This is a genomic window from Phnomibacter ginsenosidimutans, from assembly GCF_009740285.1.
GTDB lineage: Bacteria > Bacteroidota > Bacteroidia > Chitinophagales > Chitinophagaceae > Phnomibacter > Phnomibacter ginsenosidimutans.
Window position 1 is genome coordinate 3,969,151 of the sequence record NZ_CP046566.1, and the last position, 17,621, is coordinate 3,986,771.

Annotated in this window: 19 protein-coding genes; 5 read left to right on the top strand and 14 right to left on the bottom strand. The window is 47.2% G+C overall.

The features are described from left to right. Positions 1–26: 26 nt before the first annotated feature. Positions 27–563 (top strand): tetratricopeptide repeat protein, encoded by a 537-nt coding sequence (locus GLV81_RS17150; RefSeq protein ID WP_197428705.1) that lies wholly within the window; start codon positions 27–29, stop codon positions 561–563. Positions 564–823: 260 nt separating this feature from the next. Here GLV81_RS17150 and rpiB read toward each other — a convergent pair whose 3' ends face one another. From rpiB to GLV81_RS17180, 6 genes are all read right to left on the bottom strand, one after another. Beyond that, entirely contained in the window at positions 824–1,273 is a 450-nt protein-coding gene (gene rpiB, locus GLV81_RS17155; protein ID WP_157479977.1) for a ribose 5-phosphate isomerase B, read from the bottom strand. A gap of 55 nt (positions 1,274–1,328) precedes the next feature. Further along, positions 1,329–2,195, bottom strand: coding sequence for a twin-arginine translocase subunit TatC (gene tatC, locus GLV81_RS17160; RefSeq protein WP_246186102.1), 867 nt, complete (start codon positions 2,193–2,195; stop codon positions 1,329–1,331). Between the two features lie 60 nt (positions 2,196–2,255). Beyond that, the gene (locus GLV81_RS17165) at positions 2,256–2,810 is read right to left on the bottom strand and encodes a DNA-3-methyladenine glycosylase I (RefSeq protein WP_157479979.1); all 555 of its coding nucleotides are present in this window, start codon (positions 2,808–2,810) and stop codon (positions 2,256–2,258) included. A gap of 11 nt (positions 2,811–2,821) precedes the next feature. Next, positions 2,822–4,075 carry a hemolysin family protein gene (locus GLV81_RS17170; protein ID WP_157479981.1) on the bottom strand — a complete coding sequence of 418 codons (1,254 nt, stop codon included), beginning with the start codon at positions 4,073–4,075 and terminating at the stop codon, positions 2,822–2,824. A 62-nt stretch (positions 4,076–4,137) separates the two neighbouring features. Then, on the bottom strand, positions 4,138–5,124 hold the full coding sequence (locus tag GLV81_RS17175; RefSeq protein WP_157479982.1) for a potassium channel beta subunit family protein: 987 nt from the start codon (positions 5,122–5,124) through the stop codon (positions 4,138–4,140). 155 nt (positions 5,125–5,279) lie between these two features. After that, the gene (locus tag GLV81_RS17180) at positions 5,280–6,254 is read right to left on the bottom strand and encodes a deoxyhypusine synthase family protein (protein WP_157479984.1); all 975 of its coding nucleotides are present in this window, start codon (positions 6,252–6,254) and stop codon (positions 5,280–5,282) included. Between the two features lie 244 nt (positions 6,255–6,498). Here GLV81_RS17180 and GLV81_RS17185 point away from each other — a divergent pair, with 244 nt between their 5' ends. Next, positions 6,499–7,116, top strand: coding sequence for an acyl carrier protein phosphodiesterase (locus tag GLV81_RS17185; RefSeq protein WP_157479986.1), 618 nt, complete (start codon positions 6,499–6,501; stop codon positions 7,114–7,116). On the opposite strand, the gene GLV81_RS17190 is transcribed toward GLV81_RS17185, so the two are convergent. The 6 genes from GLV81_RS17190 to prfA all read right to left on the bottom strand — a co-directional run bounded on the left by GLV81_RS17190 (position 7,108) and on the right by prfA (position 12,427). Further along, a complete protein-coding gene (locus GLV81_RS17190) occupies positions 7,108–7,587 on the bottom strand; it encodes a GNAT family N-acetyltransferase (protein WP_157479988.1) in 480 nt (159 codons plus the stop codon). The two genes, GLV81_RS17185 and GLV81_RS17190, sit on opposite strands and share 9 nt — an antisense overlap. 39 nt (positions 7,588–7,626) lie before the next feature. Then, complete coding sequence (gene lptC / locus GLV81_RS17195; RefSeq protein WP_157479990.1) at positions 7,627–8,253, bottom strand: LPS export ABC transporter periplasmic protein LptC; 627 nt, start codon at positions 8,251–8,253, stop codon at positions 7,627–7,629. Positions 8,254–8,268: 15 nt separating this feature from the next. Beyond that, complete coding sequence (gene bamG / locus GLV81_RS17200; RefSeq protein ID WP_484555869.1) at positions 8,269–9,504, bottom strand: BamG family beta-barrel-assembly machinery protein; 1,236 nt, start codon at positions 9,502–9,504, stop codon at positions 8,269–8,271. Positions 9,505–9,564: 60 nt separating this feature from the next. Next, positions 9,565–10,302, bottom strand: coding sequence for a type III pantothenate kinase (locus GLV81_RS17205; RefSeq protein ID WP_157479994.1), 738 nt, complete (start codon positions 10,300–10,302; stop codon positions 9,565–9,567). A 360-nt stretch (positions 10,303–10,662) separates the two neighbouring features. Further along, a complete protein-coding gene (locus tag GLV81_RS17210; protein WP_157479996.1) occupies positions 10,663–11,241 on the bottom strand; it encodes a DUF937 domain-containing protein in 579 nt (192 codons plus the stop codon). A gap of 121 nt (positions 11,242–11,362) precedes the next feature. Next, positions 11,363–12,427, bottom strand: coding sequence for a peptide chain release factor 1 (gene prfA, locus GLV81_RS17215; RefSeq protein ID WP_157479998.1), 1,065 nt, complete (start codon positions 12,425–12,427; stop codon positions 11,363–11,365). A gap of 166 nt (positions 12,428–12,593) precedes the next feature. On the opposite strand from prfA, the gene GLV81_RS17220 reads away from it, so the two are divergent. Then, positions 12,594–13,016, top strand: a complete 423-nt coding sequence (locus GLV81_RS17220) for a hypothetical protein (protein WP_157480000.1) — start codon at positions 12,594–12,596, stop codon at positions 13,014–13,016. Between the two features lie 60 nt (positions 13,017–13,076). Here the strand turns inward: GLV81_RS17220 and GLV81_RS17225 are convergent, their stop codons facing one another. Continuing rightward, on the bottom strand, positions 13,077–14,423 hold the full coding sequence (locus GLV81_RS17225) for a caspase family protein (protein ID WP_157480001.1): 1,347 nt from the start codon (positions 14,421–14,423) through the stop codon (positions 13,077–13,079). A 283-nt stretch (positions 14,424–14,706) separates the two neighbouring features. Here GLV81_RS17225 and GLV81_RS17230 point away from each other — a divergent pair, with 283 nt between their 5' ends. After that, positions 14,707–16,017 (top strand): tetratricopeptide repeat protein, encoded by a 1,311-nt coding sequence (locus GLV81_RS17230; protein ID WP_197428706.1) that lies wholly within the window; start codon positions 14,707–14,709, stop codon positions 16,015–16,017. Between the two features lie 30 nt (positions 16,018–16,047). Here GLV81_RS17230 and GLV81_RS17235 read toward each other — a convergent pair whose 3' ends face one another. Further along, positions 16,048–16,254: a hypothetical protein gene (locus tag GLV81_RS17235; protein ID WP_157480005.1), complete on the bottom strand. Its 207-nt coding sequence runs from the start codon at positions 16,252–16,254 to the stop codon at positions 16,048–16,050. Positions 16,255–16,455: 201 nt separating this feature from the next. Here GLV81_RS17235 and GLV81_RS17240 point away from each other — a divergent pair, with 201 nt between their 5' ends. Beyond that, the gene (locus GLV81_RS17240; protein WP_157480007.1) at positions 16,456–17,526 is read left to right on the top strand and encodes a carboxylesterase family protein; all 1,071 of its coding nucleotides are present in this window, start codon (positions 16,456–16,458) and stop codon (positions 17,524–17,526) included. The last annotated feature ends 95 nt before the right edge of the window (positions 17,527–17,621 follow it).

Sequence of the window (17,621 nt, forward strand, 5' to 3'; positions counted from 1 at the left end):
AAAGCAATGCTGAAGCCCCATACAACATGAACACAAGAACCGAAGAATTATACCTGGAAGCTGAAGCCGATATCCGGAACAGCAATTTTCACGAGGCTTTTCGCAAGTACGAAGAAATTTTGTACGAAGAGCCCGACTATGCACCGGCCCACAATTCATTGGGCTGGATTTATAAAACACAGTTCGAAAATTTTCAGAAAGCCGAAGTGCATTTCAAAGCGGCCATTGCTTCAGATCCGCTGTATCCGCATCCTTATTTTCACATGGCCAGCATACTGGTAGAGCTGGAGCGGTTTGAAGAACTGCGGGAGTTTCTCGATCGTTGCCTCGGCATTCGCACCCTCGACAAAAGCTGGGTGTACTTCCGCTATGGCATGGTAGCCGAACTGCGTGGCCAGTTTGAAGAAGCCACCAACTGGTACCAAAAAGCACTGATGCAAACCATGAACAACGATAAGGTGCGGGAGTATCAGGCCGATATGGATCGTTGCCAAACCAAACTCAATCTTACGCACCAACAGCGCCGCAACAAGCCCTGGTTTTCTTTCAAAAGAAAGGGTTAATGCCTGCACCTGCCTTCTGCATAACGTCTTTGGACTGATGCAGTTCTTCACATGCCGTGAAAAAACGGCATCTATTTTGCATAGATGCTCAGTATAGATTTGAAAAACACTATCTCTTTATGAAAATGTCTGCCCGGCCGGTTACAGTGTTGGCCGTAATTTTTCTGCTGTTGTTGATTACCATTTATGGTGTAGCAGCCATCGTTAGCTAGCACATTGGCGTAGCAAAACCACAACACTTAGCAATAACAATTTGCTGTTTACTGGCAGGCAATTTTGCCTACTCTGTTGGCGTGCCGTCCACCTTCAAACGCTGTGCTCATAAAGGTTTCAATCATTTGCAAGGCATAAGGCAGGGCCACAAAGCGGGCCGGAATGCAAATTACATTGGCATCGTTGTGCAGGCGAATGAGCTTGGCCACTTCATTGTCCCAGCAAAGGCCGGCACGAATGCCCTGATGCTTATTGGCGGTGATGGCTACGCCGTTGGCACTACCACAAAAAAGAATACCAAAAGCACACACGCCATTTTCTACCGATGCCGCAGTGGGATGCGCAAAATCGGGGTAGTCTACAGAGTCGGTAGTCATGGCGCCATAATCATTTACCACAAAACCCTTTTGCTGCAGCCAATGCTTTACAGCCATTTTGTATTCTACACCGGCATGGTCGTTGCCTATCGCAATCGGTAAGGATAAATCGAAGCTCATAACAAAAAGTTTGTGGTAAAAAATGTTGCTTACAAAGGTAGTTCTACCCCTTGGGTTAGCTCCATTCTTTTTCTTCTTCGGCAATAATCTTTTTAGAAATACGTGCCGATACAATTACACTGAATTCGTACAGCAAAATGAGCGGAAATACCACCAGCAGCTGGCTGCTCAAATCGGGGCTGGGTGTAATTACCGCTGCAATCACCAGCAAACCCACGTAGGCATATTTACGATACTCTCTCAAAAAGCGGGGTGTAATAAGTCCAATGCGGGTAAGCACAAAACTCACCACAGGCAGTTCGAAAGCCAGGCCTGCACCCACGGTAATGTCTACCAGGTTGTCGATATAATCATTCAACGCCGGACGTGTTTCGATGATATTTTTGGTTCCAATGGTATAATTGGCCAAAAAGCTGAACGTGAACGGTGCCAGCAGAAAATATCCAAACGCAACACCGAGCATGAAAAACAACGTCACCCAGAAAATAGCCCCACGGGTGGCTTTCAGTTCGGCGGGTTTCAGTGCGGGTTTTATAAAGCGCCACACTTCCCAAAATATGTAGGGAAAAGCGACAATAATGCCGCAAACAAAGGCAATGGTAATGCTGCTCACAAACTGACCGCCAAACGTGGTGGTTTGCATTTGTATGTTGGGCGTAGGCAGGCAAAGCGAATCGCCGATGCCCATTTTTTGACCCATTTCGCAAAGCCAGCTGTAGGTTACAAATCCTTTTTCGATGGGGCCGAATATGATCACATCCATCACCTCATCGATGTACACAAACACGGTAATGGCGCCAACCAATACGGCTATCACCGACCGCATGATGTGCCACCTCAATTCTTCGAGGTGGTCGATGAAGCTCATTTCTGCGCCTTCTTCTAACCCGTCTTTTCTACGCTCCAGTAATTTTAGCGCCACTGTGCCAATGTTTTTTTAGGTGGCCAAAGGTAAGGATTGAGGCCATGCGTTTTTTGCCAATCAACGGCGGGCTGAATACCAGGCAGCTCCGGCTTTCACGGCTTTTTTAAATACCGGGCAATCTTCGTCGTGGGCGCCGGGTAAGTAGCCGGTGCTCATCAAAAACTCATTCACAATTTCTCCGCCGGTAAAACGAAAATGCTTTTTGAAGAGCTTCACCCATTCTTCTTTGCGCAGCGGATGATGGGCTTCAATCCATTTTTTAAAACTGCCATGAGATTGTTGCAATTGCACCACAATGCCAGCATTGTAAATAGCCGCATCCACTTTTAGCCGGTTGCGGATGATGCCCGCATCATTGAGCAATCGCTGACGGTCGGCTTCACCGTAAGCTGCAATGGCTGCAATGCTGTAGCCACTGTATGCCTGCCGAAAGTTGGCTTCCTTTTTCAAAATGGTGGTCCAACTCAGCCCGGCCTGATTGATTTCGAGAATGAGGCGGCCAAACAGTTCGTCATCGCTATCAATAGGAAAGCCGTACTGGTGGTTGTGGTAATGGCGGTGCTCCGGCTGCTCCTGCGCCGGCAGTGTGTTTACATACGTGCAATAACTCATGAAGGAAGATATTAAAGCAGTTTGAGCTTGAGCAGCTCAATGCGGGTGTCGCTCATGTTCAGTATTTCAAACTGATAGTTGGCAATAATAATCCGGTCGCCCTGGTGTGGTAGTACATCGTGATGGCTAATCACAAATCCGCTGAGCGTTTCCGATTCGGTGCCTTCAAAATTGAGGTTGTATTTCTCGTTGAGATAATCCAGTTCAATGCGGCCACTAAACATGAATTCACCTTCGGCCAGTTGCTTTTCTACAAACTCATCGGTGTCGTATTCATCATGTATTTCGCCAAAAATTTCTTCCAGCAAATCTTCCATGGTGACCACACCGGCGGTGCCGCCAAATTCATCTACCACCCAGGCCATGCTTTTGCGTTCCCGGGTCAGTTTATTGATGAGGTCCGACACACTCATACTCTCTGGCACAGCAGGAATGCTGATGAGGATGGCCGCCAAATCAGTCGGATTTTTAAACAGGTCGAGCTGGTGTACGTAGCCCAATATATTGTCGATATTGCCGTCGTATACCACCAGTTTACTCAGTTTGGTATCCACCATTTTTTGGGTAACGGTGGCCATATCGGTGCCTACATTTACGCCTACAATTTCTTTGCGGGGCACCAGGCAGTTGCGAATTTTTACGCCCGGCAAGCCCAACGCATTTTCAAATAATTCCTTATTCAAATCGGGCTGATCTTCTTCTGATGCTTCTTTGGTTTGCTGAAAATAATGTTCCAGATCAATGCGATTAAAAGGGCGTTTGGGATCTGCTACCTGTACATTGAAAATGTATTTCAAAATCCAGGTAGATACATTTACAAAGAAGATACTGATGGGATCGAAGAGCTTGAAGAAGAACTGAATAACGGGAGCAAAAAAGTGAATGAGGCTTTCATTTTTTGCCCGAAAAATGGCTTTGAAAATAAACTCTACAGCCAATACAAAAACGGCAGACAAAATCACATTCAACACTACGCTCAGTGTTTCTGATTCATCAATGTTGTGCAGGCCGGCAAACTTCCAAACGGGTGCCATCAAATTGCTGACGATGAGCCCATACAGCACCAGAAAAATATTGAAGCCCACCAAACAAATGCCGATAAAACGGGACGGATTTTCCAGAAAACGGGAAATGATGAGACCGCTGCGTTTGCCCTGTTTTTTCTTGAGCTCAATGCTCAGTTTATTGGCACTTACAAACGCCACTTCCATGCCGGCAAAAAAACCGATGAGCAATAAAGCAACAATGAGAATAGCGATGTACATGAAAATTTACAGCGTTGATGTATTCCAAAAATAAGCAAACAGGTACAGTATTCCTGCATGGGTTACCAAGGGGTAACCACCGGCTTGTTTTGCAGTACTTCTTCTATTCGCTGCATTACGGCTGGCGTAAGCTTGGGCAGTACCTCCAATGCCTGCAGGTTTTGCGTAAGCTGCGAAGCCTTGGTAGCGCCTAAAATAACGGTACTCACATGGGGGTTGGCGGCACACCACGCAATAGCCAGCGATGCCATGCTGCAGCCCAGCTCTTCGGCTATGGGTACCAGCTGCCGCACTTTGGCAATGCGGTCGTCATTCAGTTGCTTATTTACCAACCACTCAAATCCTTCCATGGCCAGGCGGCTGCCTTCGGGTATGCCATTGTTGTACTTGCCGGTAAGCACCCCTGCCGCCAGCGGGCTCCAGATAGTAGTGCCGAGGCCTATGTTGTTGAAAATATTGAGGTAGTCTTTTTCGAGTTTGGTACGGTTGAACATGTTGTACTCAGGTTGCTCCATGGTAGGACCAATCAGCCGATACTGATTGGCTACCATGTGAGCTGCTGTTATTTCCTGAGCACTCCACTCGCTGGTGCCCCAATACAAAATTTTACCCTGTTGTATCAGGTGGTTCATCGTCCACACTATTTCTTCCATGGGCACGTTTTGGTCGGGCCGGTGGCAGAAATACAAATCGAGATAATCGGTTTGCAGGCGTTGCAAGGCTTCGTGGCAGGCTTCTACAATGTGCTTGCGGCTCAGCCCTGTTTGGTTGGGCTTGTTGTTGGGCCGGCTGCCAAAAAACACTTTGCTACTGAGTATATAGCTGGTGCGGTCCCAACCTTTTTGCTGCAGCACACGGCCCATCATTTTTTCACTTTCACCAAAAGCATATCCTTCGGCATTGTCGAAAAAATTAATGCCGTTGTCGTAGGCTATACCCATGAGTTCATCGGCACTGCCATCTTCCAGCTGCTTGTGAAAAGTAACCCAACTGCCAAAGCTGAGTACAGACACCTGTAAACCCGATTTGCCTAACCGACGATATTCCATGAATCAGTGTTTAGTTCAGTAGTTCTAATGTTCCAGTGTTCCAATGTTCCAATGTTCCAATGTTTACGAGTTCACTAGTTCGTTAGCTTACAAGTTTCAATAAACTGTGCATCCTCATTGGCACATTTTCACATTAGCCAATTAGCTAATTGGTTTTACCAACCCAAAATGTATGCAAACATCAGCGGTGCTACAATTGTCGCATCACTTTCTACAATGTACTTAGGTGTATGAATATCGAGCTTGCCCCAGGTAATTTTTTCATTGGGTACTGCACCACTGTAAGAACCGTAAGAAGTTGTGCTATCGCTGATTTGGCAGAAGTAACTCCAGAAAGGCACATCATGCCATTCCAAATCCTGATACATCATGGGCACCACGCAAATCGGAAAATCACCGGCAATACCACCACCAATCTGGAAGAAGCCAACACCCTTGCCGCTGCTGTTTTGGCGATACCATTCTGTGAGCCACACCATGTATTCAATACCACTTTTCACCGTGCTGGCCTGCAGTTCTCCTTTTACCACATAGCTGGCAAAAATGTTACCCGTTGTGCTGTCTTCCCAACCAGGTACTACAATGGGAATATTTTTTTGCGCAGCGGCCACAATCCAGCTGTCTTTGGGGTCAATTTCATAGTACTGCTCCAGCTCTCCGCTCAATACAGTTTTGTACAAAAACTCATGTGGAAAATAGCGTTCGCCATTGGCTTCTGCATCTTTCCACTGCTTCACCAAATGCTTTTGCAAACGGCGGAAGGCTTCCTCTTCCGGAATGCAGGTATCAGTGACACGGTTGTAATGATTTTCGAGCAAATCCCACTCGTCCTGAGGAGTGAGGTCGCGGTAGTTGGGCACACGCTTGTAGTGGCTGTGGGCTACCAGGTTCATCACGTCTTCTTCGAGGTTGGCACCAGTACAGCTAATGATGGCAATCTTATCCTGACGAATCATTTCGGCCAGGCTGATACCCAATTCTGCAGTACTCATGGCACCGGCCAGGGTAACCATCATTTTGCCGCCTTCGGCCAAATGTGTTTCGTAGCCTTTGGCAGCATCAATCAGGGCTGCAGCATTGAAGTGACGGTAATGGTGGAGGATGAATTGTGAAACGGGTCCTTTGTTCATTGTTTGAATTTAAAAGTAACCGCCTTCAGATCCCGAGCACTTGCGTCGGGAGACTTTGCGAAATAATGAGGCGCAAAAATAGTGCAATAAGGGAGGATTTTGCCTTTGGTGTTTTCGCACAAAGTCACGGAGTGTTATTGCCTTTTGCATTCAGCATTCAGCATTTTGCTTTCAGCCTTCGGCATTTCACTGTCAGCATTCTCCTTCAGCCTTTAGCTTTCCGCTCCTGCTGTATCTTGCTGCTATGAATTATCTGGCGCATGCATATTGTTCGTTTCGGGAGCCGGGCTGGCTGGTGGGCAATATGATCAGCGATTTTGTAAAAGGCAAAAAACAATACGACTACCCGCCGGCTATTTATACCGGCATTCGGTTACACCGCCTCATCGATACATTTACCGATAGCCATGCCGCTGTGCAAGAAGCCAAAACGGTTTTCCGGCCGCATTATCGTTTGTATGCCGGTGCATTTGTAGATGTGAGTTTTGATTATTTCGTAGCCAACGATCCCCGTTGTTTTGCCGACGCAGCAGCACTCGAATCCTTTGCACAGTTTACCTACCAAACCCTGCAAGACCACCATGATTTTTTACCCGAAAAATTTCAGGGCATGCTGCACTATATGCGGTTACAAAACTGGTTGTACCACTACTGCAGCATGTGGGGTATGGAAAAAAGTTTTGGCGGCGTAGTGCGGCGCAGCCAGCATCTCACCGATAGTGCAACAGGTTTTGCATTGTTTCAGCAACACTTGCCCTTGTTACAAGCATGTTACAATGCTTTCAGCGCCGATTTGTGGCCCATGCTGGAAGAATGGCGCGTGGCACAAATACAAGGCAGTGATAATACGGCGTTACAGTAAAATGCCCATGCGATAGTTGTGTACCAACTGCCCTGCAGCAGCACGGTTAGAGTAGTTGCGCAGCAATCCTTCTGTTTCAAAGCCGGCTTTTTCGTACAGCCGTTTGGCTTTGGGGTTGTCGTCATCTACATCCAGTTCTAGTCGGGTATAGCCAAGGCTTTTACAAAAATGAATGGTATCGTGCATGAGCTGCAAACCCAAGCCGTGGCCGGCATATTTTGGATGAATAGCTACTGCACCAATGTAAGCGATATGTGCCATGCGGTGCGTGTAGCCGCTGATTTTAACCATGCCCACTGCATGCCCGTTGATGTCGAAAATATACTTCACGCCTTCATTTAGCTGTGCAGCAAAAATGGGTTCAAACGCATCCTTGCTCATGGGCTCGTACAAGAGGTATGGGTTGTTTTCCGGTAAAAAATAGAGGTCGTATACAAAACTGAAATCGGCTACGGTTGCAGGTCGGAGCATGTTGTTTGTTTATCGCTTCAAAAAGCGGCAAAGCTACGTTTATTGAGGCGCTATCACCGTTGGCTTTGTGTTAAGGGCAGCCGGTTTTGCGCTGTTGGTGGTAGGCATTGTGCTATCGGCACCTTCGGCAGGCAATTGCACAGGGCCTGCTACATTGTCGATGGTGTAGCGGCTAAAATCGCTTTTGGCCCTGAAACCTGTACCACGCAGGTTGCGGGTAAGGCTGCGGATGTATACCGAATCTTCTGTAAAAAACATTTCATCTGCTTGGTGCCACCACAGCGTTTGGCAAAGCAACGTATCGCCCACCATGTTGTACACCACCACGCTGTCTTTTAAAAAAACCTTGTTGAGCCCTTCGTAATAGCGGGCAAATTTGGCCGTTACAACGTTTTGCAACTGGCGGTTGTTGTCGTAAAAGTCTACATGAATGGTTTGCGGAAAATCGACGTAGGGCGTGTCGCCTTTTACCCGCTGCATACGGGGGGCAGTCAAATAAGCAGCGAGGTTGCCACTTCTGCTAAACAGCCCTTTGATGTTTTTGCCTTCTTCTATTTCCTGCACTTTTCGGGTAAGTGCCGTTACTTCCTGCACATTGTTTTCGCAGGCCATTGTGGTTACAATAGCGCTGAATAAAATGAGCCAATATGCTTTAGCAGTTGCCATGCTGCAAAGTAACCATTAATCAAACTTCCGCTTCTGGAACCAAAGGTCGCCGAGGCTGATGCCCACATTGAGGCGGAAGAAAGTTTCGCGGATAGGCGATTCGCCGTTGCCACGGCGGCCATACTCAAAAGAAGTATTGATAGCAGTGTACTGGTTGGAGTAAATATTGTACCGGCGAATGGGCAGGCCCATACCAATGGTAACGCCCCAAACAGGCAACTGATTGCCATTCACGGTGATCATGTCTTTGCCGGTATAAAAACCAGCCCGGTATACCACCCGCTTAAAATAGCTTTTGTTGTCCGTCATGCTGGGAATGAAGTGGCCGCCAAAACGCAACATGTTGGTATTGGCCAGCTGGTCGGCTTTGCCATAAAAGCGGTACGTGCTCCAATCCACTGCTTCGTATTCGCCACCCAGCATCCAGTTGCCTTCTTTTTCAAAAGTTAAACCCACTGCGTAGCCTGCTGGCAGTTCAATGTTGCCTGCTACATTGTCTTTGCGTTCTACCACATCTACCGAATCGGTACCACTATTGGCATTGTACACAAAGGTTTGGCGGAGTATCGACTGGCTGCCGTTGACGCTGCTACCTAAAAACCCATTGGCACCCACACGGGCATACACATCTTTGCCCAGCTTTACCCGGTATTGAAAGCCTGCATCAGCACCAAACTTGCTGTACGAAGTTTTGGTTTGTTGCATGGCATTGAAATAAAACACAGAATCGTTTTGCAGCAGGCGTTCGGTTGTCAGGTCTTGCTGGCCAAACAAAAAGCCCACGTTGATGCCGGCGGAAAAACCGCCAACCCGGTAGCCGGTACCCAAAAATGCCCGGTATCCACCGCCTTGTCCTTTGTAGTTGGTACGGCTGCTGTCGATGCCGGTAAGGCGGCTATCAGCCAAAATATTATACGCCACTCTTGTGTATGGGCGGAGGCCAAAAGCCATGCCCCACTTGGTAAGTCCTTTTTTATCTTTTGCCAAAGGCAAACCAATGGCTACATAATTGAATAGCAAATAACCCGATTGTGATTTCAGCGTTTTTGACGGATTGAGCAAGGAGCGGGATTCCATTTCAACACCCACATCAAAGGTGACAGTTTGCAACTGGCTGTAAGAAGCGGGATTGACAAAGTTGACTGCCTGATAATCGGCATACGCCGCAGCCAGACCGCCAATGGCCCTGCTGGCCACGTTGCGTGAATTGTACAATTCGCCCAGGCCGTAGCGGGAGTAGGGCGAATTAATTTGCGCCTTTGCCTGATAAAAAAAGAGACAGCTACGATAGCAGCCATTACTCGGATTGGCTTAAACATTGAGGTCACAAATTGCATACAGTCCTTTAAACAATAGATCGGGGTCGGCAAATATCAAGTTTTTGAGGTGGGGTGCCAAATGCACTAAATCACCCCCGGTTAAAAGCACGTTAAATGCCCCGTATTTTTTCTGATACGCTTCAATAAATCCATCAATTTCCATAGCCAGGCCCATTACCACGCCGCTTTGGATATTGGTTTTGGTATCGTAGCCCACCAGCGGCACGTTCCACTCGGGGTCTACTATGGGCAGTTTGGCGGTAAAAGAATTGAGTGCCTTCATCCGCATCATCATGCCAGGGCTGATACCGCCGCCCAAGAATTCATTCCGCACATTCACAAAGTTGTAGGTAACGGCAGAGCCGAGGCCCACAATCAGGTTGTTTTGATGCGGATAGAGCAATACTGCTGCCGCACACAATGCCAAGCGATCGGCACCGATGGTTTCGGGCTTGCCCACTGGCGTCGTAAATGGCAAATGGCTATTCGCATTCAGCACATGCAAGGCGGTGTGCTCTTGCAGCAGCTTTTCGATAGCCGCATCATGATTGATAACAGATGATAAAATACTGCAGGCGGGCTGCCACTCTTGAATCAACTGCTTCATGTCGGCCAGCAGGTCGTTGCCAAAATAGCGTACTTCCAGTAGCTGGTCATTTTCAAACAACGCGGCTTTTTGCCGGGTGTTGCCAAAATCGATGCAGAGTGTTTTACGCAGCCGAACGGGCATAATGGTTGTTGATTGGGTGTCAAACCTATTGGAAAACTACAGAACGACAAATTGTATAAAAAAATCAGCCCCAGTAGAAACTGGGGCCTCAACCAAAACTAACTGCTTATGAGAAAAAATGTAATGTTCTTGTTTGTACTATTAAGACGTCGGGTGTTGTAGAAAGTTACTTGCTGTCGCTGTTAAAAATTTCCAAACCTCTTTTCTATCGTTCTACTAATCTACTACTTCCGATTGACAATACAAAGTACATACTTCCACGGCATACATTTCATGACAAATGTTCTGATTAACCGTGATTTAACACAGGTCTGCCAATGTTTTGACAAGGCTTAACAGGTAGCTGATATTACCATGACATTACTTGCCAAAGAAGCCCTGAATCATGTCCATTAAACCTGCACTGTTGCCGGGTTGCTGCTCATTGTTGCCCTTCACCTGATTGATGATATTGTTCAAATCGAAGCCTCCACTATTGCCATTGTCTGTAAACTGACTGATGATGTTGCCAATGTCTGAACCGGCCCCCGGCTGGCCGCCACCAGTAAGGCTTCCAATCAGGCTGCTGATGTTGAAGCCACTGTCTTCCGGTGCCTGGCTATTGGTTCTTTTCACCAGTGTTTGCATAATCATGGGCAGGAGGGATGCGGCAATTCCTTTTGCGGTACCGCTGTCGATGCCCAGCTTGCTGGTAATGCTGTCTACAAAAGAGCCTTGTGCCTGCTGTGCCAGCGGGTTGTTCATCACCTGGTCTTCTTGTTGAAAAAGGCTCATCACATCCTGCACATTGCCATTGGCAATGGCTTGCTGAAAAGTACCGGCCACTGCATAGCTGGCCTCACTCATCACGGCATTGTTGTGTTCGTTGGGTACGGCGGGATTATTGACGACTTCATTTTCGCCATACTCCTTCACCATTTGCAATAATTGATCTAGCATAATCGGATAAAGTTTGCCAGTAAGATACCAACCTGCACCGAGGAAGAAAAGCCTGCACAAAAAAAGGCTGCACCTCTTTTGTAGTGCAGCCTCTTGATTGACTTATTTTTTGTGAAACGCATTATTGCATGTTGGCCATTTTCTCTGTGTTTTCAGCCAATTGCAATGCTTCAATGAACTCTTCGATTTCTCCATTCATCACAGCATCGAGGTTATACACGGTAAGCCCAATGCGGTGGTCTGTTACACGTCCTTGCGGATAGTTGTAAGTACGAATTTTGGCACTTCTGTCGCCAGTGCTCACCAAGGTTTTGCGTTGGCGGGCTATTTCCTCTTCGTGCTTGCGAACCTGTTCTTCGTACAATCGGGTACGCATCATGTTCATGGCTTTTTCGCGGTTGCCCAGCTGGCTGCGTTCTGTTTGGCATATCACCACGGTGCCCGTAGGTATGTGCGTTAGCATCACCTTGGTTTCTACCTTGTTTACGTTTTGGCCACCGGCACCACCACTCCGTGAGGTTTCCATTTTTACGTCCGACTCCCGCAGTTCAAAATCTACTTCTTCTGCTTCTGGCATTACTGCCACAGTAGCAGCGGATGTATGCACCCGGCCCTGCGTTTCGGTAGCTGGCACCCGTTGTACACGGTGTACACCACTTTCAAACTTGAGTGTGCCGTATACGTCTTCGCCTTCTACTTCTACCACTACTTCTTTGTAGCCGCCTACTGTGCCTTCGCTTTCGCTTACTACGGCAGTTTTCCAGCCTTTTTTGTTGCAATAGCGCAGGTACATTTCCAGCAGGTTACCGGCAAACAAACTGGCTTCATCGCCACCTGTACCTGCCCGTATTTCCAGAATGGCGTTCTTGTCATCCTGCGGATCTTTTGGTATCAACAGTTTGCGCAGTATGGCTTCCAGTGTTTCAGATTTTTCTGTTAGACCTGGCAATTCTTCTTTGGCCAGCTCCCGCATTTCTGCGTCATCGCCGTTTAGCAGCTCTTTGCTAAACTCCAAATCAGCCAATACTTTTTTGTATTCCTCAAAAGGTTGTACAATTTTTTCGAGCTGGCGGTATTCTTTGCTCAGCTTGCCAAACTCCTTTTGGTTGCTCACCACTTCGGGGTTGGTAAGGGCTACACCTACCTGTTCAAATCTTGCTTTGATGGCTTCCAGTTTGTCAATCATAACGACGGATAATCCTTTTGGGGGCGGCGAAGGTAACAAACCCTGTTTAGTTGCACCCCATCCTTTCTGTTGTAAAAATCCTGTTTGAAATCCAGCATGCACTTTTTGTTTTCATTAGTAAACTAATTTTTTAATACACGTTCCATACTAGCAAAACCTATTGATTATGCGCAGTACAAATTTTACTCCTCAACGTGTAGCCCTTGTGGCTTTGTTGCTTGCCAGCACTTTGGCTGTGCAAGCTCAGTACAGAAACAGAGATGATGACAGACGGGACAACCGCAACGAACGCCGGTACGACGATGACGACCACGACCGATATGACAATGGCCGTTATCAGCAAATGTACACGGTGCGAGACAGGCCAATGGCACCGTATGCCCGGCCCTCTTTGCGGCCATCGGGCAGGCATATCTGGATAGAAGCAGAATGGATGTGGCGCAGTGGCCGCTACGTGTACCAGCCAGGCTATTGGACAGTGCCCCGCAAGCACATGCAATATGTACCCGGGTACTGGCATCGTAGCCGGGGCGGATGGATTTGGGTGCAGGGTTACTGGACAAATGCCAGAGGACGTGGCCGCTGGTAAAGCTTCACTACTTTTCACAAAAAAGGCCGGCAGTAATGCCAGCCTTTTTCATGTACCAGATTAATCAATTCTGAATACAGGATGCTGCACACAGGGGCGTTTGCCTACACTGGGAATATCGCAATCGGTATTGTTGGCTTTGATGATGGTTTGCTTTTGTGCATCTTTTACAATTTGCTCCCAGGTAATACCCCGCATGGTATTGAACGGGCTCAGCGACCGATCGAGTGCCGCCTTAAAATTGTAAGAGAAGAAGCCACCATAAGCCATGTTTCCGGCTGCCAATTCGCCTTTGGAAGCTGCGGTCATTAAAATGGAAACAGGCTTGGCAGGCATAAACAAAGATTGACAGGTGTTTTTATCCCACGATACACCAGAGTTGCGGGTACGGGTTACATCTGCCATACTGGGGGCAATGGCTGCAGGGTCGCTGTTGCAGCAATCACTCATCACCAAATTCACCCTTGCGCCTTTTGCCGTAATCATTTTGTAAATATTTTCCATGTTCAATGAGTTTTCCAGCAGGGGCTCAAAACTGGCCTGGCGCAATACGAGGTGCGGAAACTGGTGCCGATCTTTTGGATTGCTAAACCCATGACCGGTATAGTAAAACACCACAATATCTTTTGACGATGGCTGCAAGCCCTGAATGGCAGCCATCACATTTTTCTTATTGTACTTTTCGCCAAACACTGCATTCTCTTTAAATCCAATTCCCATAAAAGCTGCCAGCTCCCGAAAGTTTTTGGTAACCCGTAAACGGTCTTTTTCGCAGGTGGGTCCAATCTCTTCATCCTGCGTATCGGCCACCACTATCAAATGCATGGTACTGCCCAGTTGGTCGGGGCGCAGCGGCCTTGTACTCACTTCAAACAAGCTGGTGTAAAACTCTTCGTCTTTGTTGAAAAACTGCAGTACCAGTTCTTCAGTCAGATCATCGTCTGTAATGAGTTCTGCCGTTTCATAATGGAGAATATCAAGCTCAGAATTTTCATCCAGCATATCTCCCCTGATTACCATCCATGGCACATAATATCCTTCCTCATCTTCCAAAAACCCAAAAGCATCAGGCGGATATTTTTCTTGCATGTTGCCCCTGACCATTTGTGGATTTTCGCCATGCAACATCATGTAAATGGTATCCGTTTCGTTCGCAGCTCCGGCTTTAAATGTGTCAATCACTTCCAGCAAATCCATGTCTACAATTGCATCAGGATCACCCTTACTGTCTTTAAAGTGAATGCGTGCAAAACCTGTACCATCATCGAACCGTACAATGAACGCATCTTGCATTTGTGGCTCGCCGGTTTTGAGATTGTATGATTCGTAGGTACAGCGGTAAATAGACTGTGCCGATAGCAGCGAACTGACACAACACAGTATTGCCAATAAAAAAGCGGGTTTCATACAGGGATGGATTTAAGGTAAATATTACGAATAAGTAATGTACGATGCATTTATGACTTGCACAAGTTTGGTGTTGAATTGACCAGCAACGACGCATAAAAATCTGACACAAGAGTATGGAATGCAATAAAAGCCCAGTACATTCACTACTTACCGCCCATCTCCCTAGTGTATGCATATATTTTCCCGATTCATGATATGTTGTGTGCTGTGTGTTTGTTGTGTCAACCAACACACACATGCACAGCAAGCCAAAGAAGATAGTTTTCGCCAACTACTCAACATGGCCAAAACAGATACCAACAAAGTGATATGGCAGTGGCGGCTGGCAGATGTAATGAACAAACGCCTGCCCGATTCGGCGCTGTATTTGGCTCAGCAGGCTTTGGCGCTAGCCCGGCAACTGCGCTACACCGAAGGTGAATCCGCATCGTTGGGTGTATTGGCCAACACCCTTATTAAACTGGGCAACTATCCCAAAGCCCTCGACTTTTACCTGCAAAAATTACAACTGGAAGAGGGCAGAAATATGCCCCGCAATTTGGCCAGTGTGGTGATGAATATTGGTGTGGTGTACATGTTTCAGCAAGAGTACCGCCTGGCATTGTCATATTACCTGCGGGCCGATTCGCTGATTGAAGAAAATAACCTTAGCGATATCCGCTACAACAGTGCCCTCAACATTGGTGATTTGTACGACCGGATGAATATGCCTGATTCTGCTCATTTTTATTTCAACAAATCGTTGCTGCTGGCGATAGTTAATAACGACAGCGCATTTATGGCAACATCAATGGTAGGCCTCGGGCATAGCAGCCGCAAGCTTTTACAGAGCAATCAGTCGGCCGGCTATTACTACAGTGCCATTCCGCTGTTGCAGCAAGCCAGCGACAATGATTTGCTATGTGAAGCTTACCTCGGTTTATCGCAATTGTATCAGCAACAACAGCGAACAGATTCTGCCATATATTTTGCAACAAAATCATTTGCGCTGGCAGAAGTGAGCAACTTTGCTTCGCGGTCATTAGATGCAGCAAGATTACTCACTGGTTTGTATAAATCGGCCCGCAATACGGATAGTGCATTGGTGTATATGGAGCGTAGCAGTATACTCAGCGACAGCATCAATAGCAGGCAGCGGGTACGTCAGTTAGAAATGCTGTCGACCAATGAAAAACTCAGACAACAAGAGGCCAGTATTGCCCGCCAGAAAGCCGAAGAAGAAAGATCCAAACAACTGCAATACTTATTCATCAGCGTATTTATTCCTTTGGTTTTTTTGCTCACTTTCTTTTTAAGCCAACGCAGAATTCCGGTGCGGATTATCCGTTTTATGGGCATCATTTCTTTGCTCATCTTGTTCGAATTTCTAACGCTGCTGCTTCATCCGGTGGTGGCCGATTTTACACATCACAATCCGGTATATGAACTGCTCATTTTTGTGTGTATTGCATCGTTGCTTATTCCTGCGCACCATTCGCTGGAGCATTGGATAATAGCCAAACTTACCAACCGGCACCAGCAGCACCAGCGGCCATCTTACGTTATTAGGTTGATGACGAAAAAGCTGAAAATAAAAAAGCCAGCTCCTTAACAGAGCTGGCCATTCGCTTCTTGCATTGCATTACTTGTTGGGCGTCACTACAGGTCTTGTAGAAGCCGTGTCTCTTGCAGTGGTATCGGGGGTAGCAGCAGGAGCAGTAGTATCCGGGGCTGGTGCAGCCATTTCGGTGCTGGTTTCTGCTGGCTTTTCTTCGGCGCTACCACAAGCCGTTACAAAAAAACTGGCCATTACTACAGTGGCCATCATTGCGGTTCTCAAGGATTTCAAGGGGCTAAGTTGCATGGTATAAAAGATTTTAATGATAGGTAATATAGCTGATTCCGATGGCGTATCAAAGCCTTGGCTACAATTTTCCTCAAACCGGCAAAAAATCAACATTCGGTAAAGCCTGTTGAAAACCCAGCGTTTTCAGGCGTTTTCGAAAAATTAACCCATTGCCCAAGCCCATTTTGGCACTAATATTGAAGCATGGAGCATGGCTACGGGTATTTCGTAGCCGGCACGGTTTGTTTCAGTTTAATCCCTATGAAGTACCTGGAAAGATGCAGCAGGCTGGCTGCGCTTATCCTGCTTAGTGTGTGCCTATACAGCACCACGCAGGCACAAGTGCAATCGCCCCGATACGTAAACGTGAATCTCAACTGCAAAGGCTTTTATGAATATCTGCCCAGTGGCTACGCCAATAGTCCCGGCCAAAAATTTCCGCTGATTGTATTTGTGCATGGTTTGGGTGAATTGGGCGATGGCTCTGCCGCAAAGCTGCCACTGGTACTGCGCAACGGACCACCCAAACTCATCAACAACAAAACCTGGCCCGACTCTTTTAACGTGAATGGACAGTGGCACAAACCCATTGTTATTTCGCCCCAGTTTATAAAATGGCCCACCCCGGGCGATATGGACACGTTGGTAAACTATGTAGTAGCCAATTATAAAATAGATCGCAGCCGTATTTATGTAACCGGATTGAGTATGGGCGGAGGTGTTACCTGGAACTATGCCAGCAACAGCACGGCCTGGTGCAGAAGAATTGCCGCCATTGTTCCTGTTTGCGGCGCTACCACGCCCAGCACCACAAGAGGGGCTTTGATGGGCAAACAAGACTTGCCCGTATGGGCTACCCACAATCAAAGCGACCCCACTGTAGCGGTGAGCAATACCAATAACTATATCAGCTACATCAACGAATCTGCAACACCGCCCGATCCATTGGCCCGAAAAACCATTTTCCCGGTTTCGGGCCACGATGCATGGAGCACAACCTACAACCCAAACTACAGAGAAGATGGAAAGAATGTGTATGAATGGATGCTCCAATTTCGGCGGGAATTTACCAGTACATGGATTGGCGGCACCAGTACCGCCTGGGACAACAACGCCAATTGGAGCGAAGGCATCGTGCCCGATGCCAATACCAATGTGGTCATCAACAATGGCAATATCATCATCAAGAAAAACGTAGAAGTAAAAAGCATCAACATTGCCCGTGGTGCTTCTTTGAAAGTAGATCCCGGTTTTAAGCTCAACATTGTGCAATAATCTGGCTACTTGTTTTGCATTGCATTTTTTAGTGCTGCAACTATTTGGCATTTTCGCAGCCACAGCGTGGCGGCCAATGTCAATCGCCTTGCTGA